We start from the raw sequence: 19428 nt of genomic DNA on the forward strand, positions 1-19428 counted from the left end.
GGCGTTGATCAAGGGATTTGCGTCATCGGTGAGCCTTCTGGTGACGCAAATCCCTTGATCAACAGGGCGGGGTGAGCCCGGTGCCGCGGTTGTCCACAGGGTTTTCCACAGGGGGTGAGGGTTTTCGGTGGGCGGGGGAGGGTGTGGGGGTGACGCCGCTCGAAATCCTTCAGAGGGTGGCCGCCCAGCAGGACGGCATGGTCACCACGAGCCAGGCCCTCGCCGCCGGGCTGACCCGAGGTCAGATTCGACAACTGTGTCGGTCCGGTCGTTGGGGCCGGCTCGCCCGTGGCTGCTTCGCGCCGGTAGGTGCGGCCGCCGACTCGGGACACGACCGGTTCGCGCCGGGGAGTGCAGCCTTCGATCCGGTACGTCGCCGGGGGCTGATCCGAGCCGCCGTCACCAGCCTCGGAACCGGGGCCTTCGCGGTGCTGGACACGGCTCTCGAACTGCACGGCATCGCCGGTCTCCGGCGAACCTCCGCCATCCACGTGTCGGTCCCCGCCGACCAGCCCAGGTCTCAGCGGCGCGGTGACCCCCGGGCAGTCGTGCACCAGCTGACCACCGTCCCGGGTGACATCGTCGACGTGGCTGGGATCCGAGCCACGTCACCTCTGCGTACCGTTGTCGACGTGGCCCTGCGGGAAGACCGCTACCCGGCTGTCTGTGTGCTCGAATCCGCGCTGAACAGGGGTTTCGTGACCGTCGAGCAGTTGGCGGCGGTGCCGGCGCTCGTCCGGGGACGCCGGGGTGCCGTCGCGGCGCGGTCGTACGTCCGGGAGGCGGACGGTCGGGCGCAGTCGCCACTGGAGACGCGCTCTCGACTGCGGTGCGTCGACGGAGGCGTCTCCCCTGACGCGCTGCAACTGGTGGTGCGCGACCAGGACGGTCACCTGATCGCCGTGGGTGATCTGGGATGGCGGTCGGCCCGATTGATAGCCGAGGCCGACGGTGAAGGCCCACACGGTACGCCGGAAGCCCTCTTCGCCGACCGTCGGCGGCAGAACCGACTCGTCAACGCGGGCTGGCGGGTGCTCCGTTTCACCTGGGCCGACACCCTCCGTCCCGACTACATCCCCTGGTCCGTCCGCGAAGCCCTCACCACCCCACCACCCCGCCGGGCCTCGACCCAGGGTTGGTGATCAAGGGGTTTGCGTCAACTTCGATCACCGACCTGACCCAAACCCCTTGATCACCGAATCGGGGCCGGGGGCCGACCCGGCCGGGGGCGGGAGGGGCCGGGGTGGAGCCGGCCGGGGTGGGGTGGGGCGGGGGTGGGTAGAGTTCGGCGGCGTGCGGGTACTTCTTCTTGGTGGTGGGGGGCGCGAACACGCGCTCGCCCTGGGGCTTGCTGGTGATCCGGAGGTCGAGGCGCTGATCGCGGCGCCGGGGAACCCGGGGATCGCCGGGCTCGCCGAGCTGCGGCAGGTCGACGCCGCCGACCCGGCGGCCGTGACCGCGCTGGCGGTGGAGGTCGCCGCCGACCTGGTCGTGATCGGACCGGAGGCGCCACTGGTGGCCGGGGTCGCCGACGCTCTGCGCGCCAAGGGCGTCGCGGTCTTCGGGCCCGGTGGCGAGGCCGCCCGGCTGGAGGGGTCGAAGACGTTCGCCAAGGACGTGATGGCAGCCGCAGGGGTGCCGACCGCCCGGGCGTACAGCTGCACCGACGCGGAGAGCGTCGCGGCGGCGCTCGACGAGTTCGGTGCACCGTACGTGGTGAAGAACGACGGGCTCGCCGCCGGCAAGGGTGTCGTGGTCACCGAGGACCGGGTGGCCGCCCTGCGGCACGCCGCCGAGTGCGGTCGGGTCGTCGTGGAGGAGTACCTCGCCGGACCCGAGGTGTCGCTGTTCGTGGTGACCGACGGGGAGGCGGCGGTGCCGCTCCTGCCGGCCCAGGACTTCAAACGGGTGGGGGACGGCGACACCGGTCCGAACACCGGCGGCATGGGGGCGTACGCGCCGTTGCCGTGGGCGCCGTCCGGCCTCGTCGACGAGGTGATGGCGAGCACCGTGCACCCGACGTTGGCCGAGATGCGCCGCCGGGGCACCCCGTTCGCCGGGCTGCTCTACGTCGGGCTGGCGATCACCGCCGCCGGCCCCCGGGTGATCGAGTTCAACGCCCGGTTCGGCGACCCGGAGACCCAGGTGGTGCTCGCCCTGCTGGAGACCCCGCTCGGTGGGCTGCTGCACGCCGCCGCCACGCGTACGCTGGCCGATCATCCGCCGTTGCGCTGGCGGGACGGCGCGGCGGTCACGGTGGTCCTCGCCGCCGAGGGTTACCCGGGGACGCCGCGTACCGGGGACGTGATCACCGGTGGTGACCGGCCGGGGATCATCCACGCCGGGACCCGACGCGGTCCGGACGGCGAGTTGCTCTCCGCCGGAGGGCGGATCCTCTGCGGTACGGCCACCGGCCCGGACCTGGCCGCAGCCCGGGACGCGGCGTACGAGCTGGTCGACGGGGTGACGCTGGCAGGGGCCCACCGCCGTGGGGACATCGCCACCGCCGCCGTCGAGGGCCGGATCGCACTGCCCGGCTGATCCGGCCCGAGGCGGGATCAGGCCTTGGGGATGTCGAAGAGGTTGGCGATGTTGGCGGCCAGGCCCAGGTCGCCCTTGGCCTTCAACTTTCCGGTCATGAACATCATGACCGGGTTCGCGCCGCCGCTGACGATCCGGAGGAACTCGACGGGCCCCATGGTCAGGGTGAGCTTCGGTTCGTGCTGCGGGGTCTTGTCGACGGTGCAGGTGCCGTCGGCGACGACGATCTCGTAGGTGTCGGATCCGCCGTCGGGCCGCCCGGTGATGGTCCAGTGGATCACCGCGTTGGTGGAGCCGGCCTTCTCCGGACGGAAGATCGTCGGGAGCCGGGTGAAGACCTCGTCGAGGACCGTGCCTCGCAGGTTGCCGGACATCACCTCGGCGATCTTGGCGTCCGGGGTGGACTTGACCAGCTGGGCGAACTCCTTCGGGCCGTAGTTGGCGAAGGTGGCCGGGTCGAAGTCAGTCATCGGGTTTGGCACCTCTCACGGATGGGTCGACGCAGGTTACTCAAGCGTAACCTTACGTATGAGTAGGTATGCTGGCAAGGTGCCCGACGTGCCCGCGTTCAAACGTCTGCCCCGGGCCGTACGCGAGCAGCAGATGCTCGACGCGGCCGTGCGGACCTTCTCCCGACGCGGTTTCCACGCGGCCAGCATGGACGAGATCGCCGAGTCGGCAGGCATCTCCAAACCCATGGTGTACGCATACCTGGGCACGAAGGAGGAGCTGTTCGTCGCCTGCCTGCACCGGGAGGCCACCCGGATGCTGGAGGCCATCGCCGGGGCGGCCGCCCCCGACCTCCCCGCCGACCTGCGACTGTGGCGCGGACTCCGGGCCTTCTTCGGCTTCGTCGGGGCACACCGGGACGGCTGGGCGGTCCTCTACCGGCAGGCCCGTGGCTCGCAGCCCTTCGCCGGTGAACTGGCGACGATCCGGGCACGGATGGTCGAGGTGGTCGCCGGGATGCTCCACCACGCGCGGTCCGAGCGAGAGCCCGAGCCCGCACGGGTGACCGAGTCCGGGCGGGAGGTGGGCGGATCCGACCTGGAGGTGGTGGCGTACGCCCTGGTCGGGGCGAGCGAGTCGCTTGCCGACTGGTTGGCCGACCACCCCGACGCCGACCCCGCCGCGACCGCCACCCGGATGATGACCGTCGCCTGGCTCGGCGCCGCCCGACTCCTCACCGGGACCACCTGGACCCCGCCGGAGGAGTAGGACGGCGGCTGCCCCGGACCCGGTGGTCGAGGAGCCTCCCGTCGGTCCGGCGAGGAAGTGTCGGTGGGGTGGTCGAGGATGGGCGGGTGCTTGACGGACTCGATGATGTCGAATGGGATCGGCTCGGCCACGCCTACGGGTCGGCCGCCGACGTGCCCGACCAGATCCGCGCCCTCCGGTCATTCGATCCGAAGGTGCGGGAGAAGGCGCTCGAAGCGCTCTTCGGCAACATCTTCCACCAGGGGAGCCGCTACCAGGCGAGCGCGTACGCGGTGCCCTTCCTGCTGGAACTGCTCGCCGCCGAGGACACCCCGGAACCGGACTGGGTGTCGAGCCTGCTGACCTCGCTGGCGATCGGGTACGACGAGGGTCACCTGCCCGACGGCTTCCCCGTCGACGACCTGCGCCGGTCGGCCGAGGGTGGACGCGAGTTGCTCGCCGCCAAGCCGCCCCCGGGCGACGAGGGCGAGTACCTCGAGTACCGCTACCTCGAATCGCTCGACGGGGCGGACCAGAACCGGTTCTGGGAGTACGTCTCCCTGGCCGTGTACGACGCGGTCCGGGAGGGTGTGCCGCTGTTCCGCCGCCTGCTCGACCACCCCGATCCGCAGCTGAGGATCGGGGCGGCGTATGCGCTGGCCTGGTTCCCGCAGGACGCCGCCGACTCGCTCGCCGCCCTGGTCCGGGTCACCACCCCGCAGCCCTCGACCACCCGGTTCGTCCGGAGTCCGGTGGAGGTGGCTACCGCCGTGGTGGCGGCCGGGCTGCTCGGTGCCGCCCCGGATCCGGGGTTGCTGACCGACCCGCGTCCGGTGGTGCGGTGGGCCGCCGCCGTGGGGCGGGCCCGGGTGCTGGGTGAGCACTGCGACGCGGCCACCGTCGACGAGCTGCTCCGCTGGACGACCCCGCAGCCCGGCGCAGATCCGCAGGCCGGTGCAGGCCCGCAGGCCGGTGCAGATCCGGAGACGGGCGCAGACCCGCAGGCCGGTGCAGGTTCGGAGGGTGCGGACGGGGGCGACGAGGAGGTGCCGTTCCTCGACGGTGACCTGGGCGGGTACGCGGCACTCGCCCTGCGCCAGTGCGGCCCGCAGCACGCCGACCGGGCGTTCGACGCGTTGCTCGACCGGCTCCCCACCGTCACCGGGACCGAGGCGTTGCCGGTGGCGACGGAGGCGCTGCGGATGGCCTTCCCACAGGGGCCGTTGGCGGCGGGGACCCCGGCGGCCGGACTGCCGCCCCGGCAGCGGCGACTGGTCGAGACGCTGGCCGCCGCCGAGGGGACCTGGCTGTTCGGCGACCGGACCTTCGGGAACTTCAGCATGCTCGTCGGTGAGTACGGGCTTCCCCGCAACCGGGACGCGATGCGCGCCTACCTCGACGACGTCGCCGAACCGGTCTAGGGGGCGGTTCGGCGGCGGAGCCGACGGGCGACCTCCACCAGCCCGGTGACGGCGGCCGACAGCCCGACCCCGACCAGGATTCCCCGGACCGGGTCACGTTCGAAGGCGAGGCCGCCGAAGTAGCCGAGCAGGGTGCTGTACGTCGCCCAGGTCGCGGCGGCGAGGGCGTCGTAGCCCAGGAATGGGCGCCGGGGGTAGCGGACCGCGCCCATCGTCAGGGTCACAGCGGTCCGTCCTCCGGGGATGTAGCGGGCGGTGGTGAGGATCAGTCCGCCGTGCCGGTCCAGTGCCCGGCGGGCCCGTTCCAGGCTCGCCCGCCGTCGACTGTCCGCCGGTGCCCGGTCCAGCCGTCCGCTGCCGCCCGATCGTCCGATGGCGTACGACAGGTGGTCGCCGGCCAGCGCGCCCAGGGCGGCCACCACGATCACCCAGGCCAGGTCGGGTTGCCCGGTCGCCGCGAAGACCCCGGCGGTGACCACGACCGTCTCCCCGGGCACCACCGGGAAGACCGCGTCCACCCCCGTCACCAGGAAGATCACCAGGTAGACCCATGGTGAGGTGACCGTCTCCCGGAGCAGGTCCAGCAGCGACTGCATCCCCCCATGCTCGACCGTACGGCGTCGAGAAACCGGCGCTTCTAGGCAACGGGCGTGGAGAGGGCCCGGCCCCACTCCACCTTGCCCTCGGCGGTGGGGGAGTGGGAGGTGAGCACCACCGGCACGTCGAGCGCCGCCGACACCGCCTCCGGCCAGTCGTCGGGGGTCTCGGCGTCGTACACCGGTCGGGCGGTGAGCAGTCGGTCGGTGAGTGCCGCCTGCCGGTCGAGGTCTCCGGGGCGGCCCGGGGCCAGCTCGCCGAGGGTGTCGTACCGGTGGCAGATGCGCAGGTCGAGGCCGTGGTCGGCGAGGTCGAGGTGGGTCAGGGCGAGGCCGTCGACGCCACCTGCCACGGCGAGGGCGTACCGGTGGGCCACGGCGTCGAAGTGGCCGAACCGGAAGTGCCCCTGCCACCGGTTGGTGGGGTTGCGCGGGTCGGCCAGGGGCAACGTCGGATCCTCGGTGACCAGGGGGCCGGGGCCGTGCCGGGTGGTGACGGTCCGTAGCACTCCCAACCGCTCGGCCTGCCCGGCCGAACCCGCCTCGGCGAGCAGGGTCTCGGCGTTGGCGAAGGTGGTGGTGCTCCAGGTGGTGTACGGGTGGAATCCGTGCCACTCGTCCAGGAGTACGCCCTGGGCGCCCTCGAAGACGCAGGTCCCGGCCCGCAGCACCCCGGTCAGGTAGGTCCTGTCGACGATCGCCACCCGCTCGGCGAAGGCGGTGAACGCGGGCAGGCAGTCGTCGACGGGTGGGGCGTCCAGCGGCCCGAGTTCGGCGGTGAGCCGGTCCCGCAGGGCGGTGAGTCGGCGGCGGAGCACGGCCGGGTCGTGACAGTCGGCGATCCGGGGTGCCTCGTCGGGGTGGGCGAGCCCGTACGCGACGGCCTCCCCCACCCCGAGCCCGCAGGAGCCGTGCCGCCCGTCGCCCCGGGCCAGTTCCCTGGCCCGGTTGGCGGCCCGGTGGTACGGGGTGGCCAGCAGCGCCTCCCCGTCGACGGTGAGCCGGTCGAGGGCGTCCGGCACCCCGACCTCGGCGAGGTGGTCGGCCTCGGCGGCCAGGGCCAGCGGGTCGACCACCACCTGCCGGGCCAGGTGGGTACGCACCCCGGGGCGGAACGTACCCGCCCCGAACTGCGCGAACGTGTGGTGTCGTCCGTCGCGCAGGACGACGTTGTGAGCCGCCTGCGCACCCCCGTTGAAACGGACCACCGTGTGCACCGGCCGGGTGGCGCAGAGCCAGTCCACGACCGTGCCCTTGCCCGCGTCGCCGTACCCGAGGTCGACGACCATGACGTGTCGCCCGCCGGCCCCGATCCCCCCACCGGTCCCGTTCGGGCGGGGGAGCCGGGGCCGGTGGGCGGTCCGGTCGGTGTCGACACCGACCGGACCGCTGCGGGTGGGTGTCCCGTTCACAGCCGGGTGACCCCACCGCTGGTGGGTGCGGCCCCCGTCGAGGCGGGCGGCAGGGTCGACACGACCGCCTGCCGACCGGCCCGCAGCGGGGCCAGCGCCTTGGAGACGGTCCCGGTCGCCGTCGACCCGGCCCGCTCCAGGTCCCGCAGGCCCTCCTCCAGGTCGATGGCCTGCTCACCGAGGCCGATGGTGAGGGCGATGGTCTCGCAGACCGCGTCCAGGTCGTCGAGGGTGACGGCGTTCTGCCCGAGCAGGTCGCGCCAGAAGTCCAGCACCTTCGAGTTGCGGGCGTAGTGGCTCCCGGCGGGGAGGAGGTAGTACGTGTCCCAGCGCTGGACGAGTTCGTCCACCATCCGGCGGATCGGGACGTCCTCGCCGAGGTCGTCGCCGATCAGCTTGGCCACCTCCCGGCGCTTGACCCCGGCGTAGGCCAGCTCGTCGCCGATGATGAACAGGTAGCCGCGCCGACCTCGCTTGTCCCAGCTGTCGGTGGCGGTGTGCCGGGCCATGAAGTACATGGCCAGCTCGTACGACTCCTGCATCTGGCCGCCACCGCCGCCCTCCAGCACCATCCGGCCGAGGTCGTCGTCCATCCGGTTGTCCGACTCGAACTGCCCGACCTGCAACGGGACCCGGTCGCAGGTGGCGTCGCCGATCGCACCGAACATGATCTGCGGGTCCCGGGCGTACCCCTGGCGTTGCAGCAGCCCGAGGAGCTGGGGCAGCTTGTTCTGGAGGGTGCGCGGGACGTGTCCCATCGACCCGGTCACGTCGAACAGGACCGCGATCGGCGTCGACTGCGGGTGCTCGGTCGAGTCCCGGCTCTCCCGCATCGCGTCCCGGGGGTCGAGGGAGGGGTGGACCTTCCGCGCCCCGCTGTCGCTGTACGAGAAGGCGCTCTTGCCGGTGGCCCGGCGGTACTTCTTCGCTGCGTCGTAGACGTCGGTGGACCAGACTCCGCTGCCCATGGCAGCCTCCTTGAGGGGTGAGGTGTTCCTCAGCGGGTGAGGGTGAAGGGTCGGAAGGTGCGGGGGCCGTAGAGCCGTTCCAGCACCTGGTCGAACTCGCCGAGCAGCTGCCAGGCGTCGTCGGGTCGGGACCGCAGGAACCGCTGCCGGCAGCCGTCGGCGAAGGCGAGCAGCTCGCGCGGGGCGCGGGAACCCATCAGCCAGGTCATGCACCGGGTGGCCATGGCGATGTCGGTGCCGGCCCCGGCCGGTTTCCGCTTTGCCACCTCGGGCGGGTACCAGTCGGCGAAACCGGGGACCCACGCCGGGACGGTGTGCCCGAGCGGGGTGGCGAAGCACCAGTCGACCAGGACCACTCCGTGGGCGTCGGGCTCGATCAGGACGTGCCGGGGCAGGACCGCCCCGTGCACCACCCCGGCGCGGTGGGCCAGGCCCAGGGCGACCAGCAGCCGTCGCCACATCCAGGCCGCGTCCCGAGGGTCGACCCCGTCCGGGTACGCCCGGCGTACGTCGTCGAGGCTGTGCAGACCGGGTACGGCGGCCACCACGTTGATCCGCCGTTCGGCGCCGGTGGCGGGATCCCGGTGCCGGAAGCTCTCCACCAGCCGGGGCACGTACGGCAGGTGCCGGGGGTCGCCCTGCTCCTCGATGGTGCGCAGGGCGTGTACCTCGCGGGCCATCAGGTCGTTGTCGGCCGGGTCGCGGGGCAGTTTCAGCAGCCGGTCCGCCCCGACGTCGTACAGGTCGGTCAGGTCACCGGCGTACCGGAGCGCACCGAGTCGGTAGTCGCCGAGGGCGACCGTCGAACCCGTACTCCCGTCACGGAACGCCCGCCACCTGGCGGTGACCTGCTGGAACGCCTCGACGGCGGCGACGCGTTCCCGGTCGTCGGCCGCACCCAGCCGGTCCGGGTGCAGCGCCGCGACCAGCTCCCGGTACCGGCGGGCCGGGGCCTGGTCGCCGAAGAGTTCGGCGTCGGTACGCACGGCGGCGACCAGGTGGATCGCCTCGGAGGTTCTCACCGGATCGTCTCCTCCCGGGCGGGGCGCAGCAGCGCCGGGTGCAGCAGTCGGGCGTCACCGGCGCGGTAGAGCTTGGCGCGGGGGCCGCCCCGGGCTCCGCCCCGCTCGGTGCTGGTGCCGGTGCTCTCCACGAACCCCGGCACCGAGAGCACCTTGCGGTGGAAGTTCCCGGCGTGCAGCGGGTGCCCCCAGACCGTCTCGTAGACGGCCCGCAGCTCGGTGATGGTGAACTCGGGGTCGAGGAACCGGGTGGCCAGCGGGGTGTACTCCAGCTTGGACCGGGCCCGCTCCAGCCCCTCCTCGATGATCCGGCCGTGGTCGAAGGCGAGCGGACGGCTGGGCAGTGCGGTCACCGCCAGCCAGGCCGCGTCCTCGGCGTCGGTTCCGGCGGTCGGGTCGGGCAGGTCGGGGGCGAACGCCAGGTACGCCACGGAGACGATCCGCATCCGGGGATCCCGGTCGGGGGCCCCGTAGCTGGCCAACTGCTCCAGGTGGACCCGGCCCAGCCGGTCACCGCCGAGCCCGGTCTCCTCGGCCAACTCCCGCCGGGCCCCGGTGATCAGGTCCTCGTCGGGGTGGACGAACCCGCCGGGCAGTGCCCAGTGGCCCTCGTACGGTGGCTCGCCGCGTCGGACGAGGAGCAGGTGCAGTACGCCGTCGCGGATGGTCAGCGCCACCACGTCCACCGTCACCGCGACGGCCGGGTACGCCCGGGGGTCGTACTCGGCGAGAAACTCCTGCTCATTCACGCTGCATTCCTCCCCGCCCGACTCACTCTCTAAGTGAGAAGAACTCGATCTGAGAACAACGTATCGCACGATCGGGTGACTGTCCACCCCGAGGTCGCCCAGGACCCGCCGCAGCTGGAGATCTTGGAAGCGGACGGCCCTCAGGGCCGTTCCTTCCCGAGATCTGCGAGAAGGCGGCTACGGGTGCGGCGGTCCGAGGGTTCCGGTCAGGTGGGGGTGGCCGGTGCGGGCACTGTGGAGGGCGAAACCCTCGGCGGGGGTGGCGGTGAAGTCGACTGTGGACGGCAGCAGGACCGGCCGCTTGAACTCCACCTCCACCGAGTAGGCGGCCGGTAGTCGACCGGCCAGGGCGGCCAGGCACCGGGCCTTGGTCCACATCCCGTGCGCGATCGGACGGGGGAACCCGAACAGGCGGGCCCCGAGCCGGGAGGTGTGGATCGGGTTGAGGTCGCCGGAGATCCGGGCGTACTCCGTACCGACCGACGGGGTCACCCGCCACCGGGCGGAGGGGGCCGGCGGTGCCTGCCGGTCCCGGCGCTCGCGCCCGCCACCGCCGTCGGGGGTCGACTCCCGACGCAGGTACGTCGAGACACCCCGCCACGCCTCGACACCCCCGACCGAGGCGGTCACCACGACGTCGACCTGCCGACCCCGCTCGTGTGGGCGCAACAGTTCGGCGTACGCGACGAGGTCCAACGGTTCCCCGGCGTGGACGGGGCGGTGGACGGTGATCCGGTTGGCCACGTGCACCAGACCCACCAGGGGCAGCGGGAAGTCCGCCCCGGTCATCAGCCGCAGCGCCAACGGAAAACCGAGCACGTGCGGGTACGTCCCCGGCAACTCGTCGGTCAACCGGAACCCGCAGACCCGGTCGTACTCGGCGAGGTGCCCACCGTCGACGGTCACCCCGTCGACGGCGTACTCCACGTCGGGCAGGGCGTCACCTCGACGGCCGCCCCCGAGGGGCAGCGCGCCGAGCAGGGCCCGCCGGTACAGCGGCCCGGCCGACGGCAACCCGGGCAGCTGCACCCGCTCCCGCATCCGCTCCTGCCCCACGGGCTTGTGTCGATCGGTCATCAGGCGCCCAACAGGCTCTGGCCGCAGACCCGGACCACGTTGCCGGTGACCGCACCGGAGGCGGGCCAGGCCAGCCAGCCGATGGTTTCGGCCACGTCGACCGGGAGACCGCCCTGGGCCATGCTGTTCATCCGGCGGCCCGCCTCCCGGATCGTCAACGGGATCCGGGCGGTCATCCGGGTCTCGATGAACCCGGGGGCGACGGCGTTGACGCTGATCCCCCGCTCCCGCAGGACCGGGGCCGACGACTCGACGAGCCCGATCACCCCGGCCTTGCTGGTGGCGTAGTTGGTCTGCCCCCGGTTCCCGGCGATCCCGGAAACGGAGGAGACCGACACCAGCCGTCCACCCGCCGGGACCAGGTCCCGTTCCAGCAGGACGTCGTTGATCCGTTCCTGGCTGGAGAGGTTCACGTCGAGGACGGTGTCCCACCGGTCGGGGTCCATCCGGGCCAGGGTCTTGTCCCTGGTGATCCCGGCGTTGTGCACCACGGCGTCGACCCGGCCGTGTCGACCGGCCAGGTGGTCGGCGAGCCGTTGCGGTGCGTCCGGTGCGGTCAGGTCCAGTTGTACGGCGCTGCCGCCGATCCCGTTCGCCACCGCCGCCAGGGCGTCCCCGGCCGCCGGCACGTCCAGGGCGACCACCTCCGCGCCGTCGCGGGCCAGCACCTCGGCCACCGCCGCGCCGATCCCCCGGGCCGCCCCGGTGACCACGACGACCTGCCCGTCGAGGGGGCGGTTCCAGTCCGCCGGGGCGACCGCCCGTCCGGCACCGACCCGGATCACCTGCCCGGAGACGTACGCCGACCGGCCGGAGAGCAGGAACCGCAGGGTCGCCTCCAGGCTGACCCAGGTCCCCTCGTCGGCGTTCTCGGTGACGTAGACCAGTTGGGCGGTGGTGCCCCGCCCGAACTCCTTGCCGACGCTGCGGGTCAACCCCTCCAGGGCGCGTTGTGCGGTGGCGGCCCGGGTCGAGGTGCACTCCTGCGGCGGGGTGCCCAGCACCACCACCCGACCACCGGGGGTCAGGGAGCGGGCGCGGGGGTGGAGGAAGTCGTACACCTGCCGCAGTTGCTTGGAGTCGGACACGGCGGTGGCGTCGAAGATCAGCGCCCCGTTCGTCGCGTTCGGCCGGACCGTGGGATCTGCGACGTCGGGCGTGGTGTCCCGCATCGCCGCCCCGGTGGCGAGGAGCATCCGACCGACCCGGTCGGCGAGCCGCCCACCCCCGTCGAGGACGAAGGGGCCGGGCAACAGCGGGTCGCCGGGGGTGAACCGGCGCAGTCGCGGTGGGTCGGGCAGTCCCAGGCGCTTGACCAGCGCGCGACCGGCCCCCGATCGGACGAAGCTCGCGTACCTGTCGGTCATAGCGGTAGCCTACTGGTCGGTAGGTTGTCGGCAAGTCCGCGAAACGGAGACGGGATCGTGCAGAGCATCCGGCGGGTCGCCGTCATCGGCGGAAACCGCGTACCCTTCGCCCGCTCCAACTCCCGGTACGCCCAGGCGGGCAACGCCGACCTCCTCGGCGCGGCCCTCGACGGGCTGGTGGCCCGGTTCGGCCTCGCCGGGCAGCGGATCGGCGAGGTGGTCGCCGGGGCTGTCCTCAAGCACTCCCGCGACTTCAACCTCACCCGTGAAGTGGTCCTCGGCTCGCAACTCGACCCGCACACCCCCGCGTACGACCTGCAACAGGCCTGCGGGACGGGCCTCGAAGCGGTCATCCTGGTCGCCAACAAGATCGCCCTCGGGCAGCTCGACGTCGGCATCGCAGGAGGTGTCGACACCACCTCCGACGCGCCCCTGGCACTCAACGAAGACCTACGCCGTACGCTGCTCAAACTCAACTCGGCGCGGACCCTCGGCGAACGGCTGAAGCTCGCCGCCCGGCTCCGCCCCCACCAGCCGTTCCGGCCCGAACTGCCCCGCAACGCCGAACCCCGTACCGGGCTGTCGATGGGCGACCACGCCGCCCAGACCGCGCTGCGCTGGAACATCGACCGGCAGGCCCAGGACGAACTGGCGCTACGCTCACACCAACGGCTCGCCGCCGCGTACGACAGAGGGTTCTTCGACGACCTGATCACCCCCTACCTGGGGCTGACCCGCGACCAGAACCTCCGCCCGGACAGCAGCCTGGAGAAGCTCGGGTCGCTCAAACCCGTCTTCGGCACCCGAGGACCGGACGCCGACCGGGCCACCATGACTGCCGGGAACTCCTCCCCGCTCACCGACGGGGCCTCCACGGTCCTCCTGGCCAGCGAAGAATGGGCCCGCGAACACCACCTGCCGGTGCTCGCCTGGTTCACCTGGTCGGAGACGGCAGCCGTCGACTTCGTCCACGGCGACGAGGGCCTGTTGATGGCCCCCGCCTACGCGGTGCCCCGGATGCTGGCCCGCGCCGGACTCGACCTGGCCGACTTCGACTTCTACGAACTGCACGAGGCGTTCGCGTCGCAGGTCCTGGCCACCCTCGCCGCCTGGGAGTCCCCCGAGTTCGGCACCGACCGGCTCGGCCTCGACGGCCCGCTCGGCACCATCGACCGCGACCGCCTCAACGTCACCGGATCGTCGCTGGCCGCCGGTCACCCGTTCGCCGCCACCGGCGGCCGGATCGTCGCCACCCTGGCCAAACTCCTCGCCGAGAAGGGCTCCGGCCGAGGCCTGATCTCCATCTGCGCCGCCGGCGGCCAAGGCGTAACCGCCATCCTCCAACGCTGACCCCCCCCTCCCCTTTCCCCACCCCTGCGCTCCCCACCCCGATCCCCGGGCTGCCCTTCGCCCCGATTCCCCGAGCCTCCGTGCCCTTCGCCCCGGTGATCAAGGGATTTGTGTCATTCCGCAGCCGGGATCTGACGCAAAGCCCTTGATCACCAACGACGGTGAGGCCCGTGCGGAGGCTCGCCGTCCTGCGCCGCGCTGCGCCGCCCTGCGTCAGTCCTGCGCTGGCTGGCGTTCTCGTGGCGCTGGCCCTTACGGATCTTGGACGGTTCTCGTTAGGAGCTAACGGAAACTGTCCAAGATCGGCACGAGGGGGTGCCGTGAGGTGGGGGGTGCCGTGGCGAGGCGAGGGGCTGGACGGGACGGGACGGGACGGAGTGTAGGGCGGGGAGGCGGGGTGCACGGGCGGTGGGTCGGAGAACTTGGAGGATCTCGGCCCCTCCTGGGGCCAGTTTCTACCAAGGTCCACGCTCTCGGAGCCGGTCAGCGACCTGCAGACGAGTTACCCGAGGGGGCAGCAGGGGGTCATGGGGGGTTCGATGCGGACACCGGTCAGGGTCACCGCGTCGGCGTACTCCATCAGCAGCGGTGACCAGCCACGCTTGGCTGCCCCGGTGGCGGCCGGGGCGGGGGTGCCGGTGGGGGTCGGAGGGGTGACTCCGGTGGAATCCGTGGTCGGGCCGCCGGTGGGGGTCCCGGTGGGGGCCGTGGTCGCGACCCTGGCGGGGGTCGGAACGCCGGTGGGGGCCGCTCCGGTGAGGGCCGGAGTGGGGACGCTGGTGGCGGGTGGGCGGCGGAGGACGATGTCCCGGAGGGTGGTGTCGGCGTAGGTCAGGTGGCTGACCAGGCCGTCGACCTCGCTGCGGCCCCAACCGGCGACCCGGATTCCGTAGAGCGGGCCGGTCCAGGTGATGCAGACGTCCCGGATGTCGATGCGTTCGCCGATCCGGGTGGCCGGGTCGCTGTGGAACCGGTCGGTGTTGTCCCCGGCGAGGAGGCGGAACCCCATGTCGACCCCACGGAGGCAGGCTCCGTCGACAGCCACGTCGTGGACGGCGCTGAGGTAGAAACCCTCGACGGCGTCCCGGACGCGTACGCCGGTCAGGTCGAGGCGGTGCGGGTGGTACGACGGGCCGGTGATGGTGTCGACGCCGGCTCCGACGGCACCCCAGTGGACTGCCATGCCGGTGTGTCCACCTGTGACTGTGACGTCACGTACCTTGACGTCCCGGACGGCACCCATGATCGCCACTGCGTTGGCGGCCCGGTTCGTGCCGTGGTCGACGTGGACCCGCCGTACGCTGATCGTGTCGATCCACTCGGGTTCGTCGGAGTACAGGTACCTGCCGACGGTGAGCCCGGTGCCCCGGTCGCCGTCGTGTTCACCGGGGCGGCTGGGCGCAGGCCGCAACCCGAGGTCCACCACTGCGACGTGGCCGCCGGTGACGTGCAGGACCGGGCGGTCGCCCGGGGTGTCGACGGTCAGCCAGGTCGTCGGGGTCCCCCCGGCCGGGGCGCCGCGCACCGTCCAGCCGGCGGGCACCGTCAAACCCCGATCGAGCGGGTACGTCCCCGACGGCAGCACCAGCGTGCCGCCCTCCGCCGCGTCGAGCAGGTGTTGGAGGTGGACCCGGTTCGCCTCGGCGTCCGACCCGAGGGTCACCGGTACGTGCCCGGCTTCGATGGTCACGGGGTGCCGCCGTCGAACCGGCAGTCGAGTTGTCGGGCGGTCCGTTCCCGGCGGTGCCCGCCCGGCTCGGTGACGCCGAGGAGCACCGGACCTTCCCGGTCGGTGGGCAGGCGCAGGTCGAGGGTGTGTGCACCCCGGTCGACGATCCGTACCGGCACCGCCGCCCCGGTGGTCAGGTCCACGGCGTCGACGGTCAGGTCGTCGGGGCGTACCCGGTCACCACCGGCTTCGGCGCTGGCCCGACCGGCCGCCCGACGGGCCGTCCGCAGCACCTTCAGCACCGCCCGGGCCGGTTTGCGCTTCGCGTACGACCTGGTGGGGTTGCGGGGGACCGGCGGTGCCGGTGGCACGGTGCCCACCCGGACCCGGACGGTCTCCGGGGAGGTCGCCGGGACGACCAGGAACGGGCAGCCGCTGGTGGCCGCCGAGGGGGGCGGCGGCTCGGTGGTGGGTAGCGGGTCGAGGTGGATCCGGTCGATCCGCAGCCCGATCGCGCTGCTCGTCGAGAAGCGGCCGTCCGCCCAGCCGGGCAGGTCGATCCGGGGGTCGCTCATCTCCACCAGGAGCAGGTCGTCGTCGCCGAGTTCGTCGGCGGCCAGCTCGAAGGAGATCGTCTCCTTGCTGCCGCCCGCCCGTAGCCAACCCTGTCTACGGGCCAGGACCGCGGCCCCCCGGATCCGGCCCTGCGAGCTGAGCACCACCAGCCGGGGGCGTTCGGCCTGCGCCGGGTCGGGCTTGACCCGGCTCGCCCACCAGCGGGTTCCGGCGTCGTCGAGTTGCAGTGTCACCGCCACCCGGATCGGCTGCCAGGCCGGTCGTACCTTGATGCCGACGGTGGCCGGGTCGCCGACCGCCCGACCGATGATCTGGTGGCCGCGGACCATCTGGTCGACGACACAGACGGTGGGCTGGTGGCCGCCGTCGACCACTGCCGGGAGGTCACCGACCGGGTGGGGGACGTCGAAGTCGGTGGTGAACCAGGACCCGACCGCCATCAGCGCGCCCCGGTCGGGAGGGCCGGATCGGTGTCCATCGTCGAGGGCATCCGGGCGGTGAGGGAGAAGGAGGGGGCCGGGGGCGGTGCACCCAGGTCGGTACGGGTGAGCATCGGCTCCCGGTTGCGCCACATCCGTTCCACCGCCGGGTAGAGCGGGTCGGCGTCGCTCTCGATGTGCCGGAACGCCGCCCCCATCGACTTGAGCAGGTGGGTGGCGGGCCAGACGTCCCACTGCGGCACCAGCGGGGTGACCAGGTCGCCCCCGCTGCGGTACAGCCAGAGCCAGAGTCGGGCGCGGCGGACCTGCTCGTCGGTCACTGTCAGCTCACCCCGTTTGGCCGCCTCGATCGAGGTGTCGAGGCTGCTCCAGTACTCGTCGGCGTCCTCGACCACTGTGGATACCCCGCAGGAACTCCACTCCGAGTGTCCGGCCTGGATCACCGGGATGCCGTACGCGGGCAGCTCGTTGCTGACACTGCCGCGGACCGTCACTCCCAGGTCGACGAGGCTCCACAGGGCGTTCTTGCTCAGTTTGGCGCTGGGGTGGAAGGCGACGTGCCGGTGTCGCCGGTGTTCCTGGGCGACCGAGGCGAAGAACCCGGTCGAGTCGTACAACGCCTGGCTGGGGTGGTCGAGGAAGAGCCACTGGGCGTCGGTGCGGCGGGCGGCGTACCCGGCGGTCTCGGCGAACCAGTCGGCGAGGCTGGGGAAGAGTTCCTTGTTGGTGCCGAGCGCGTCGGAGACGGCGTGGTTGAACACGGCGATCACCGGTCTGGCCGGGTCGAATCCGAACCGGGCGGCGACGTGGCTGCGCAGCCGGTCGCGTTCGGCGGGGTTGCTCAGGTCGACGGCGGCGGTGACCCCGCCGCGCCACCAGCTCGGCCGTCCCAGGTTGACCTTGGCCCGCCAGGCGATCAGCTCGGCGGCGGAGTGCAGTTCCAGTCGCCGGGGCCAGATCCGCTCGTCGAACACCGCGCCGATCTGCCGGGTCAGCTCGGCCCGGAAGGTGCCCGTCCCGGAGTCGTGTTCCGGGAACAACCCGTACGCCTTCAGACAGCCGGTCTGCTGGGTGTGGATGACCGGGACCCCCGCCCGGCGGGCCGACTCGACCTGCAGTCCCCACTGGTCGTAGTCGACGTGGCTGGTGACCAGCGCGGCGACCGTACCGGTTCGGAACAGCGTCTCGTAGAGGGCGGAGAGGCCGGCGCCGAGTTCCCGGCGGCGTCGGTAGTCGGCCCGGGTGGTGTGGTCGGCCGGGAGCCGGGGGACCTTGGCGAGTCGGCAGTACGTCGCGTCGGCGTACCGGGTGAGGGTCTCCTCGTCGAGGGGTTCGACCACCGGGAGGGACCGGCCGGCGAGGGGCAGCGGAAGGGTCGGGTCCTTGCGACGCCGTTCGAGCAGGTCGTAGACGTCGATGACGTCACCGGCCCCGAAGGCGCGGCTGAACCGCTCGACCAGGGACACGTCGAATCCGCTCCACAGGGTCCGGTGCCAGTCCTCCTCGACCCCGGTGAGCACCACCAGTCGGGCCGGTCGGATCCGCCGGATCGCGTTGGCGAAGACCAGGTTGCGCAGGGTGACCCGGACGTCCTGGTGGAACGCCTCGACGAGGATCGTCTCCGGGTGGTCCTGCGGTGGCAGGTGCTTCTCCCAGTACGTCGCCGCTGCGTCGAGGAACCACTGCAGCTCCGTGGGTTGCGCCTTGAGCCACACGGCGGCGCCGCCTTTCCGTCCATGTCCGGCCGGGGCCGGGCGTCACGTGGCGTCCACGCGCCGGGCCGGTTGGCCGGGGCGCGACGAGGGCAGGTCGGGTCGAAGAGGTTGTCAAGCTAGCGACCTCCGGTGACCGACCGGAGGCGTTCAGGTGGCCGCGACGGGAACGACGCACGGCTCTCGGGTGCGCTCCCGGCGAGCGGACACCCGTTCCTTACGTGCGCTCCCGACTCCACTTTTCGGTACTCACCGGGCGAAACCTCCCAGGGGTAAGACCCGTTTCGGATGATAGGGGTTGCTTGTCCACTATCGGAGGTTCGCATGACGGTGAGTCGATGGGCGTTGACCGTCCTGTCCGGCGCGGCGCTGGTGATGGTGCCCGCCGCGGCCTCGGTCGCCGACCACACCGAGGTCGCCCGGACCGCCGACCGCGCCGAGGTTGCCCCTGTCGCCACCGACCGGGCCGAGGCTCCCCGCTCCGCTGCCGTCGAACGTGTCGCAGCCCTGCGTACCGCCGTCGTCGACCGCGCCGGGACGCCCCGGGACGCCCCCCTGGCGACCGGGTCACCGCAGCCGGACCCCACGCCGTCGCCCCGGACCGACCTGTGTCGGCCGGGCCGACCGCCGACCGCCCCGGAGACCACCCGCCATCACGACGGCAACTACCTGTTCGGCCCGGCGCGGCTGCCCACCGCCTCCCCGGTCGGCCAGCTGCTCGCCGGCTACCAGCGCTTCGGCGGGGTCACCGAGGACCAGTGGGCCGCCGACTACACGCTGAACGACCGGACCTCCCTGCGGTACCCGCCGTCGAGCGGGTTCGTCCTCGGCCCCGACGGGCGGCCCGTCAAGACCCGGCAGACCCTCCTCGTGGGCTACCGCCTCGACCGGTTCGGCAACCCCGGTGGCAGCTTCCTGTCCCCGCTCGGCACCCCGTACGGCTCCCGGGCGCTCCCCCCGCTGAACCTGAACACCCCGGAGAAGTCACCCCTGGCCAACTACCACGTGTACTGCGTGACCAAGCCGTTCCCCGTCGACTCCGGACCCGCCGCCGGATGGTTCGCCCAGCCCGGCCTGGGCACCCAGTTCCAGCTCAACCCGGCGTACCTGCCGCAGGCCGGGGCGGCCCTCAACGTCACCTGGCTGCTCGCCAACGGGTACCTCGTCGAGGAGGACCTGACCCCCCGGACGGCGACCCGCTGCGCCACCGCCAGCTCCACCGCTGCCAGCTCCGCCCGCACCGGCGCCGCTGCCGCCGCGCGGCCGACCTGCTGAGATCGGGGGGCGGCTCGACCGACCGTCGGTCGCGGGGGCGGACACGGGAGGGCGGG

Annotated in this window: 17 protein-coding genes; 6 read left to right on the plus strand and 11 right to left on the minus strand. The window is 72.6% G+C overall.

Annotation, left to right across the window (positions count from 1 at the left end; translation table 11 throughout):
• Positions 1-149: 149 nt before the first annotated feature.
• Positions 150-1142, plus strand: a complete 993-nt coding sequence (locus WHN02_RS05600) for a type IV toxin-antitoxin system AbiEi family antitoxin domain-containing protein (RefSeq protein ID WP_434742367.1) — start codon at positions 150-152, stop codon at positions 1140-1142.
• A gap of 151 nt (positions 1143-1293) precedes the next feature.
• Positions 1294-2541 (plus strand): phosphoribosylamine--glycine ligase, encoded by a 1248-nt coding sequence (gene purD / locus WHN02_RS05605; protein WP_434742368.1) that lies wholly within the window; start codon positions 1294-1296, stop codon positions 2539-2541.
• 17 nt (positions 2542-2558) lie between these two features.
• Here purD and WHN02_RS05610 read toward each other — a convergent pair whose 3' ends face one another.
• A complete protein-coding gene (locus tag WHN02_RS05610) occupies positions 2559-3011 on the minus strand; it encodes an SCP2 sterol-binding domain-containing protein (RefSeq protein ID WP_434742369.1) in 453 nt (150 codons plus the stop codon).
• Positions 3012-3069: 58 nt separating this feature from the next.
• On the opposite strand from WHN02_RS05610, the gene WHN02_RS05615 reads away from it, so the two are divergent.
• Both WHN02_RS05615 and WHN02_RS05620 read left to right on the plus strand, forming a co-directional pair.
• Positions 3070-3759 (plus strand): TetR/AcrR family transcriptional regulator, encoded by a 690-nt coding sequence (locus WHN02_RS05615; protein WP_434742370.1) that lies wholly within the window; start codon positions 3070-3072, stop codon positions 3757-3759.
• An 86-nt stretch (positions 3760-3845) separates the two neighbouring features.
• A complete protein-coding gene (locus tag WHN02_RS05620; protein WP_434742371.1) occupies positions 3846-5159 on the plus strand; it encodes a hypothetical protein in 1314 nt (437 codons plus the stop codon).
• Here WHN02_RS05620 and WHN02_RS05625 read toward each other — a convergent pair.
• The 7 genes from WHN02_RS05625 to WHN02_RS05655 all read right to left on the minus strand — a co-directional run bounded on the left by WHN02_RS05625 (position 5156) and on the right by WHN02_RS05655 (position 12350).
• Positions 5156-5755 carry a DedA family protein gene (locus tag WHN02_RS05625; protein WP_434742372.1) on the minus strand — a complete coding sequence of 200 codons (600 nt, stop codon included), beginning with the start codon at positions 5753-5755 and terminating at the stop codon, positions 5156-5158. The genes WHN02_RS05620 and WHN02_RS05625 overlap by 4 nt on opposite strands.
• A gap of 41 nt (positions 5756-5796) precedes the next feature.
• Entirely contained in the window at positions 5797-7044 is a 1248-nt protein-coding gene (locus tag WHN02_RS05630; RefSeq protein ID WP_434743828.1) for an adenylosuccinate synthetase, read from the minus strand.
• Between the two features lie 119 nt (positions 7045-7163).
• Positions 7164-8135 carry a hypothetical protein gene (locus WHN02_RS05635; RefSeq protein WP_434742373.1) on the minus strand — a complete coding sequence of 324 codons (972 nt, stop codon included), beginning with the start codon at positions 8133-8135 and terminating at the stop codon, positions 7164-7166.
• Positions 8136-8164: 29 nt separating this feature from the next.
• Positions 8165-9157 carry a serine/threonine protein kinase gene (locus WHN02_RS05640; RefSeq protein ID WP_434742374.1) on the minus strand — a complete coding sequence of 331 codons (993 nt, stop codon included), beginning with the start codon at positions 9155-9157 and terminating at the stop codon, positions 8165-8167.
• The gene (locus tag WHN02_RS05645; protein ID WP_434742375.1) at positions 9154-9906 is read right to left on the minus strand and encodes an NUDIX hydrolase; all 753 of its coding nucleotides are present in this window, start codon (positions 9904-9906) and stop codon (positions 9154-9156) included. Before WHN02_RS05645 ends, WHN02_RS05640 begins: the two co-directional genes overlap by 4 nt.
• Before the next feature lie 177 nt (positions 9907-10083).
• Positions 10084-10986: a MaoC family dehydratase gene (locus WHN02_RS05650; protein ID WP_434743829.1), complete on the minus strand. Its 903-nt coding sequence runs from the start codon at positions 10984-10986 to the stop codon at positions 10084-10086.
• Positions 10983-12350 carry a 3-oxoacyl-ACP reductase gene (locus tag WHN02_RS05655; protein WP_434742376.1) on the minus strand — a complete coding sequence of 456 codons (1368 nt, stop codon included), beginning with the start codon at positions 12348-12350 and terminating at the stop codon, positions 10983-10985. Before WHN02_RS05655 ends, WHN02_RS05650 begins: the two co-directional genes overlap by 4 nt.
• A 57-nt stretch (positions 12351-12407) precedes the next feature.
• Between WHN02_RS05655 and WHN02_RS05660 the strand changes: the two genes are divergently transcribed.
• A complete protein-coding gene (locus tag WHN02_RS05660; protein WP_434742377.1) occupies positions 12408-13700 on the plus strand; it encodes an acetyl-CoA C-acetyltransferase in 1293 nt (430 codons plus the stop codon).
• 502 nt (positions 13701-14202) lie between these two features.
• Here the strand turns inward: WHN02_RS05660 and WHN02_RS05665 are convergent.
• Genes WHN02_RS05665 through WHN02_RS05675 form a run of 3 tightly spaced genes read right to left on the minus strand, consistent with a single transcriptional unit; the run spans position 14203 to position 18100 of the window.
• Positions 14203-15390 carry a hypothetical protein gene (locus WHN02_RS05665; RefSeq protein ID WP_434742378.1) on the minus strand — a complete coding sequence of 396 codons (1188 nt, stop codon included), beginning with the start codon at positions 15388-15390 and terminating at the stop codon, positions 14203-14205.
• Positions 15387-16385, minus strand: a complete 999-nt coding sequence (locus tag WHN02_RS05670) for a hypothetical protein (protein ID WP_434742379.1) — start codon at positions 16383-16385, stop codon at positions 15387-15389. Before WHN02_RS05670 ends, WHN02_RS05665 begins: the two co-directional genes overlap by 4 nt.
• Positions 16385-18100 carry a hypothetical protein gene (locus WHN02_RS05675; RefSeq protein ID WP_434742380.1) on the minus strand — a complete coding sequence of 572 codons (1716 nt, stop codon included), beginning with the start codon at positions 18098-18100 and terminating at the stop codon, positions 16385-16387. Before WHN02_RS05675 ends, WHN02_RS05670 begins: the two co-directional genes overlap by 1 nt.
• A gap of 321 nt (positions 18101-18421) precedes the next feature.
• Here WHN02_RS05675 and WHN02_RS05680 point away from each other — a divergent pair, with 321 nt between their 5' ends.
• Positions 18422-19372, plus strand: coding sequence for a glycohydrolase toxin TNT-related protein (locus tag WHN02_RS05680; RefSeq protein ID WP_434742381.1), 951 nt, complete (start codon positions 18422-18424; stop codon positions 19370-19372).
• Positions 19373-19428: the final 56 nt, after the last annotated feature.

The organism is Micromonospora sp. SH-82, from assembly GCF_051132485.1.
In the GTDB taxonomy this organism is placed as follows: domain Bacteria; phylum Actinomycetota; class Actinomycetes; order Mycobacteriales; family Micromonosporaceae; genus Micromonospora.

Coding starts and splice junctions, on each gene's coding strand:
- WHN02_RS05625 (WP_434742372.1), bottom strand. CDS start 5,755: ATGCAGTCGCTGCTGGACCTGCTCCGGGAGACGGTCACCTCACCATGG.
- WHN02_RS05635 (WP_434742373.1), bottom strand. CDS start 8,135: ATGGGCAGCGGAGTCTGGTCCACCGACGTCTACGACGCAGCGAAGAAG.
- WHN02_RS05615 (WP_434742370.1), top strand. CDS start 3,070: ATGAGTAGGTATGCTGGCAAGGTGCCCGACGTGCCCGCGTTCAAACGT.
- WHN02_RS05655 (WP_434742376.1), bottom strand. CDS start 12,350: ATGACCGACAGGTACGCGAGCTTCGTCCGATCGGGGGCCGGTCGCGCG.
- WHN02_RS05610 (WP_434742369.1), bottom strand. CDS start 3,011: ATGACTGACTTCGACCCGGCCACCTTCGCCAACTACGGCCCGAAGGAG.
- WHN02_RS05630 (WP_434743828.1), bottom strand. CDS start 7,044: ATGGTCGTCGACCTCGGGTACGGCGACGCGGGCAAGGGCACGGTCGTG.
- WHN02_RS05670 (WP_434742379.1), bottom strand. CDS start 16,385: ATGGCGGTCGGGTCCTGGTTCACCACCGACTTCGACGTCCCCCACCCG.
- WHN02_RS05680 (WP_434742381.1), top strand. CDS start 18,422: ATGACGGTGAGTCGATGGGCGTTGACCGTCCTGTCCGGCGCGGCGCTG.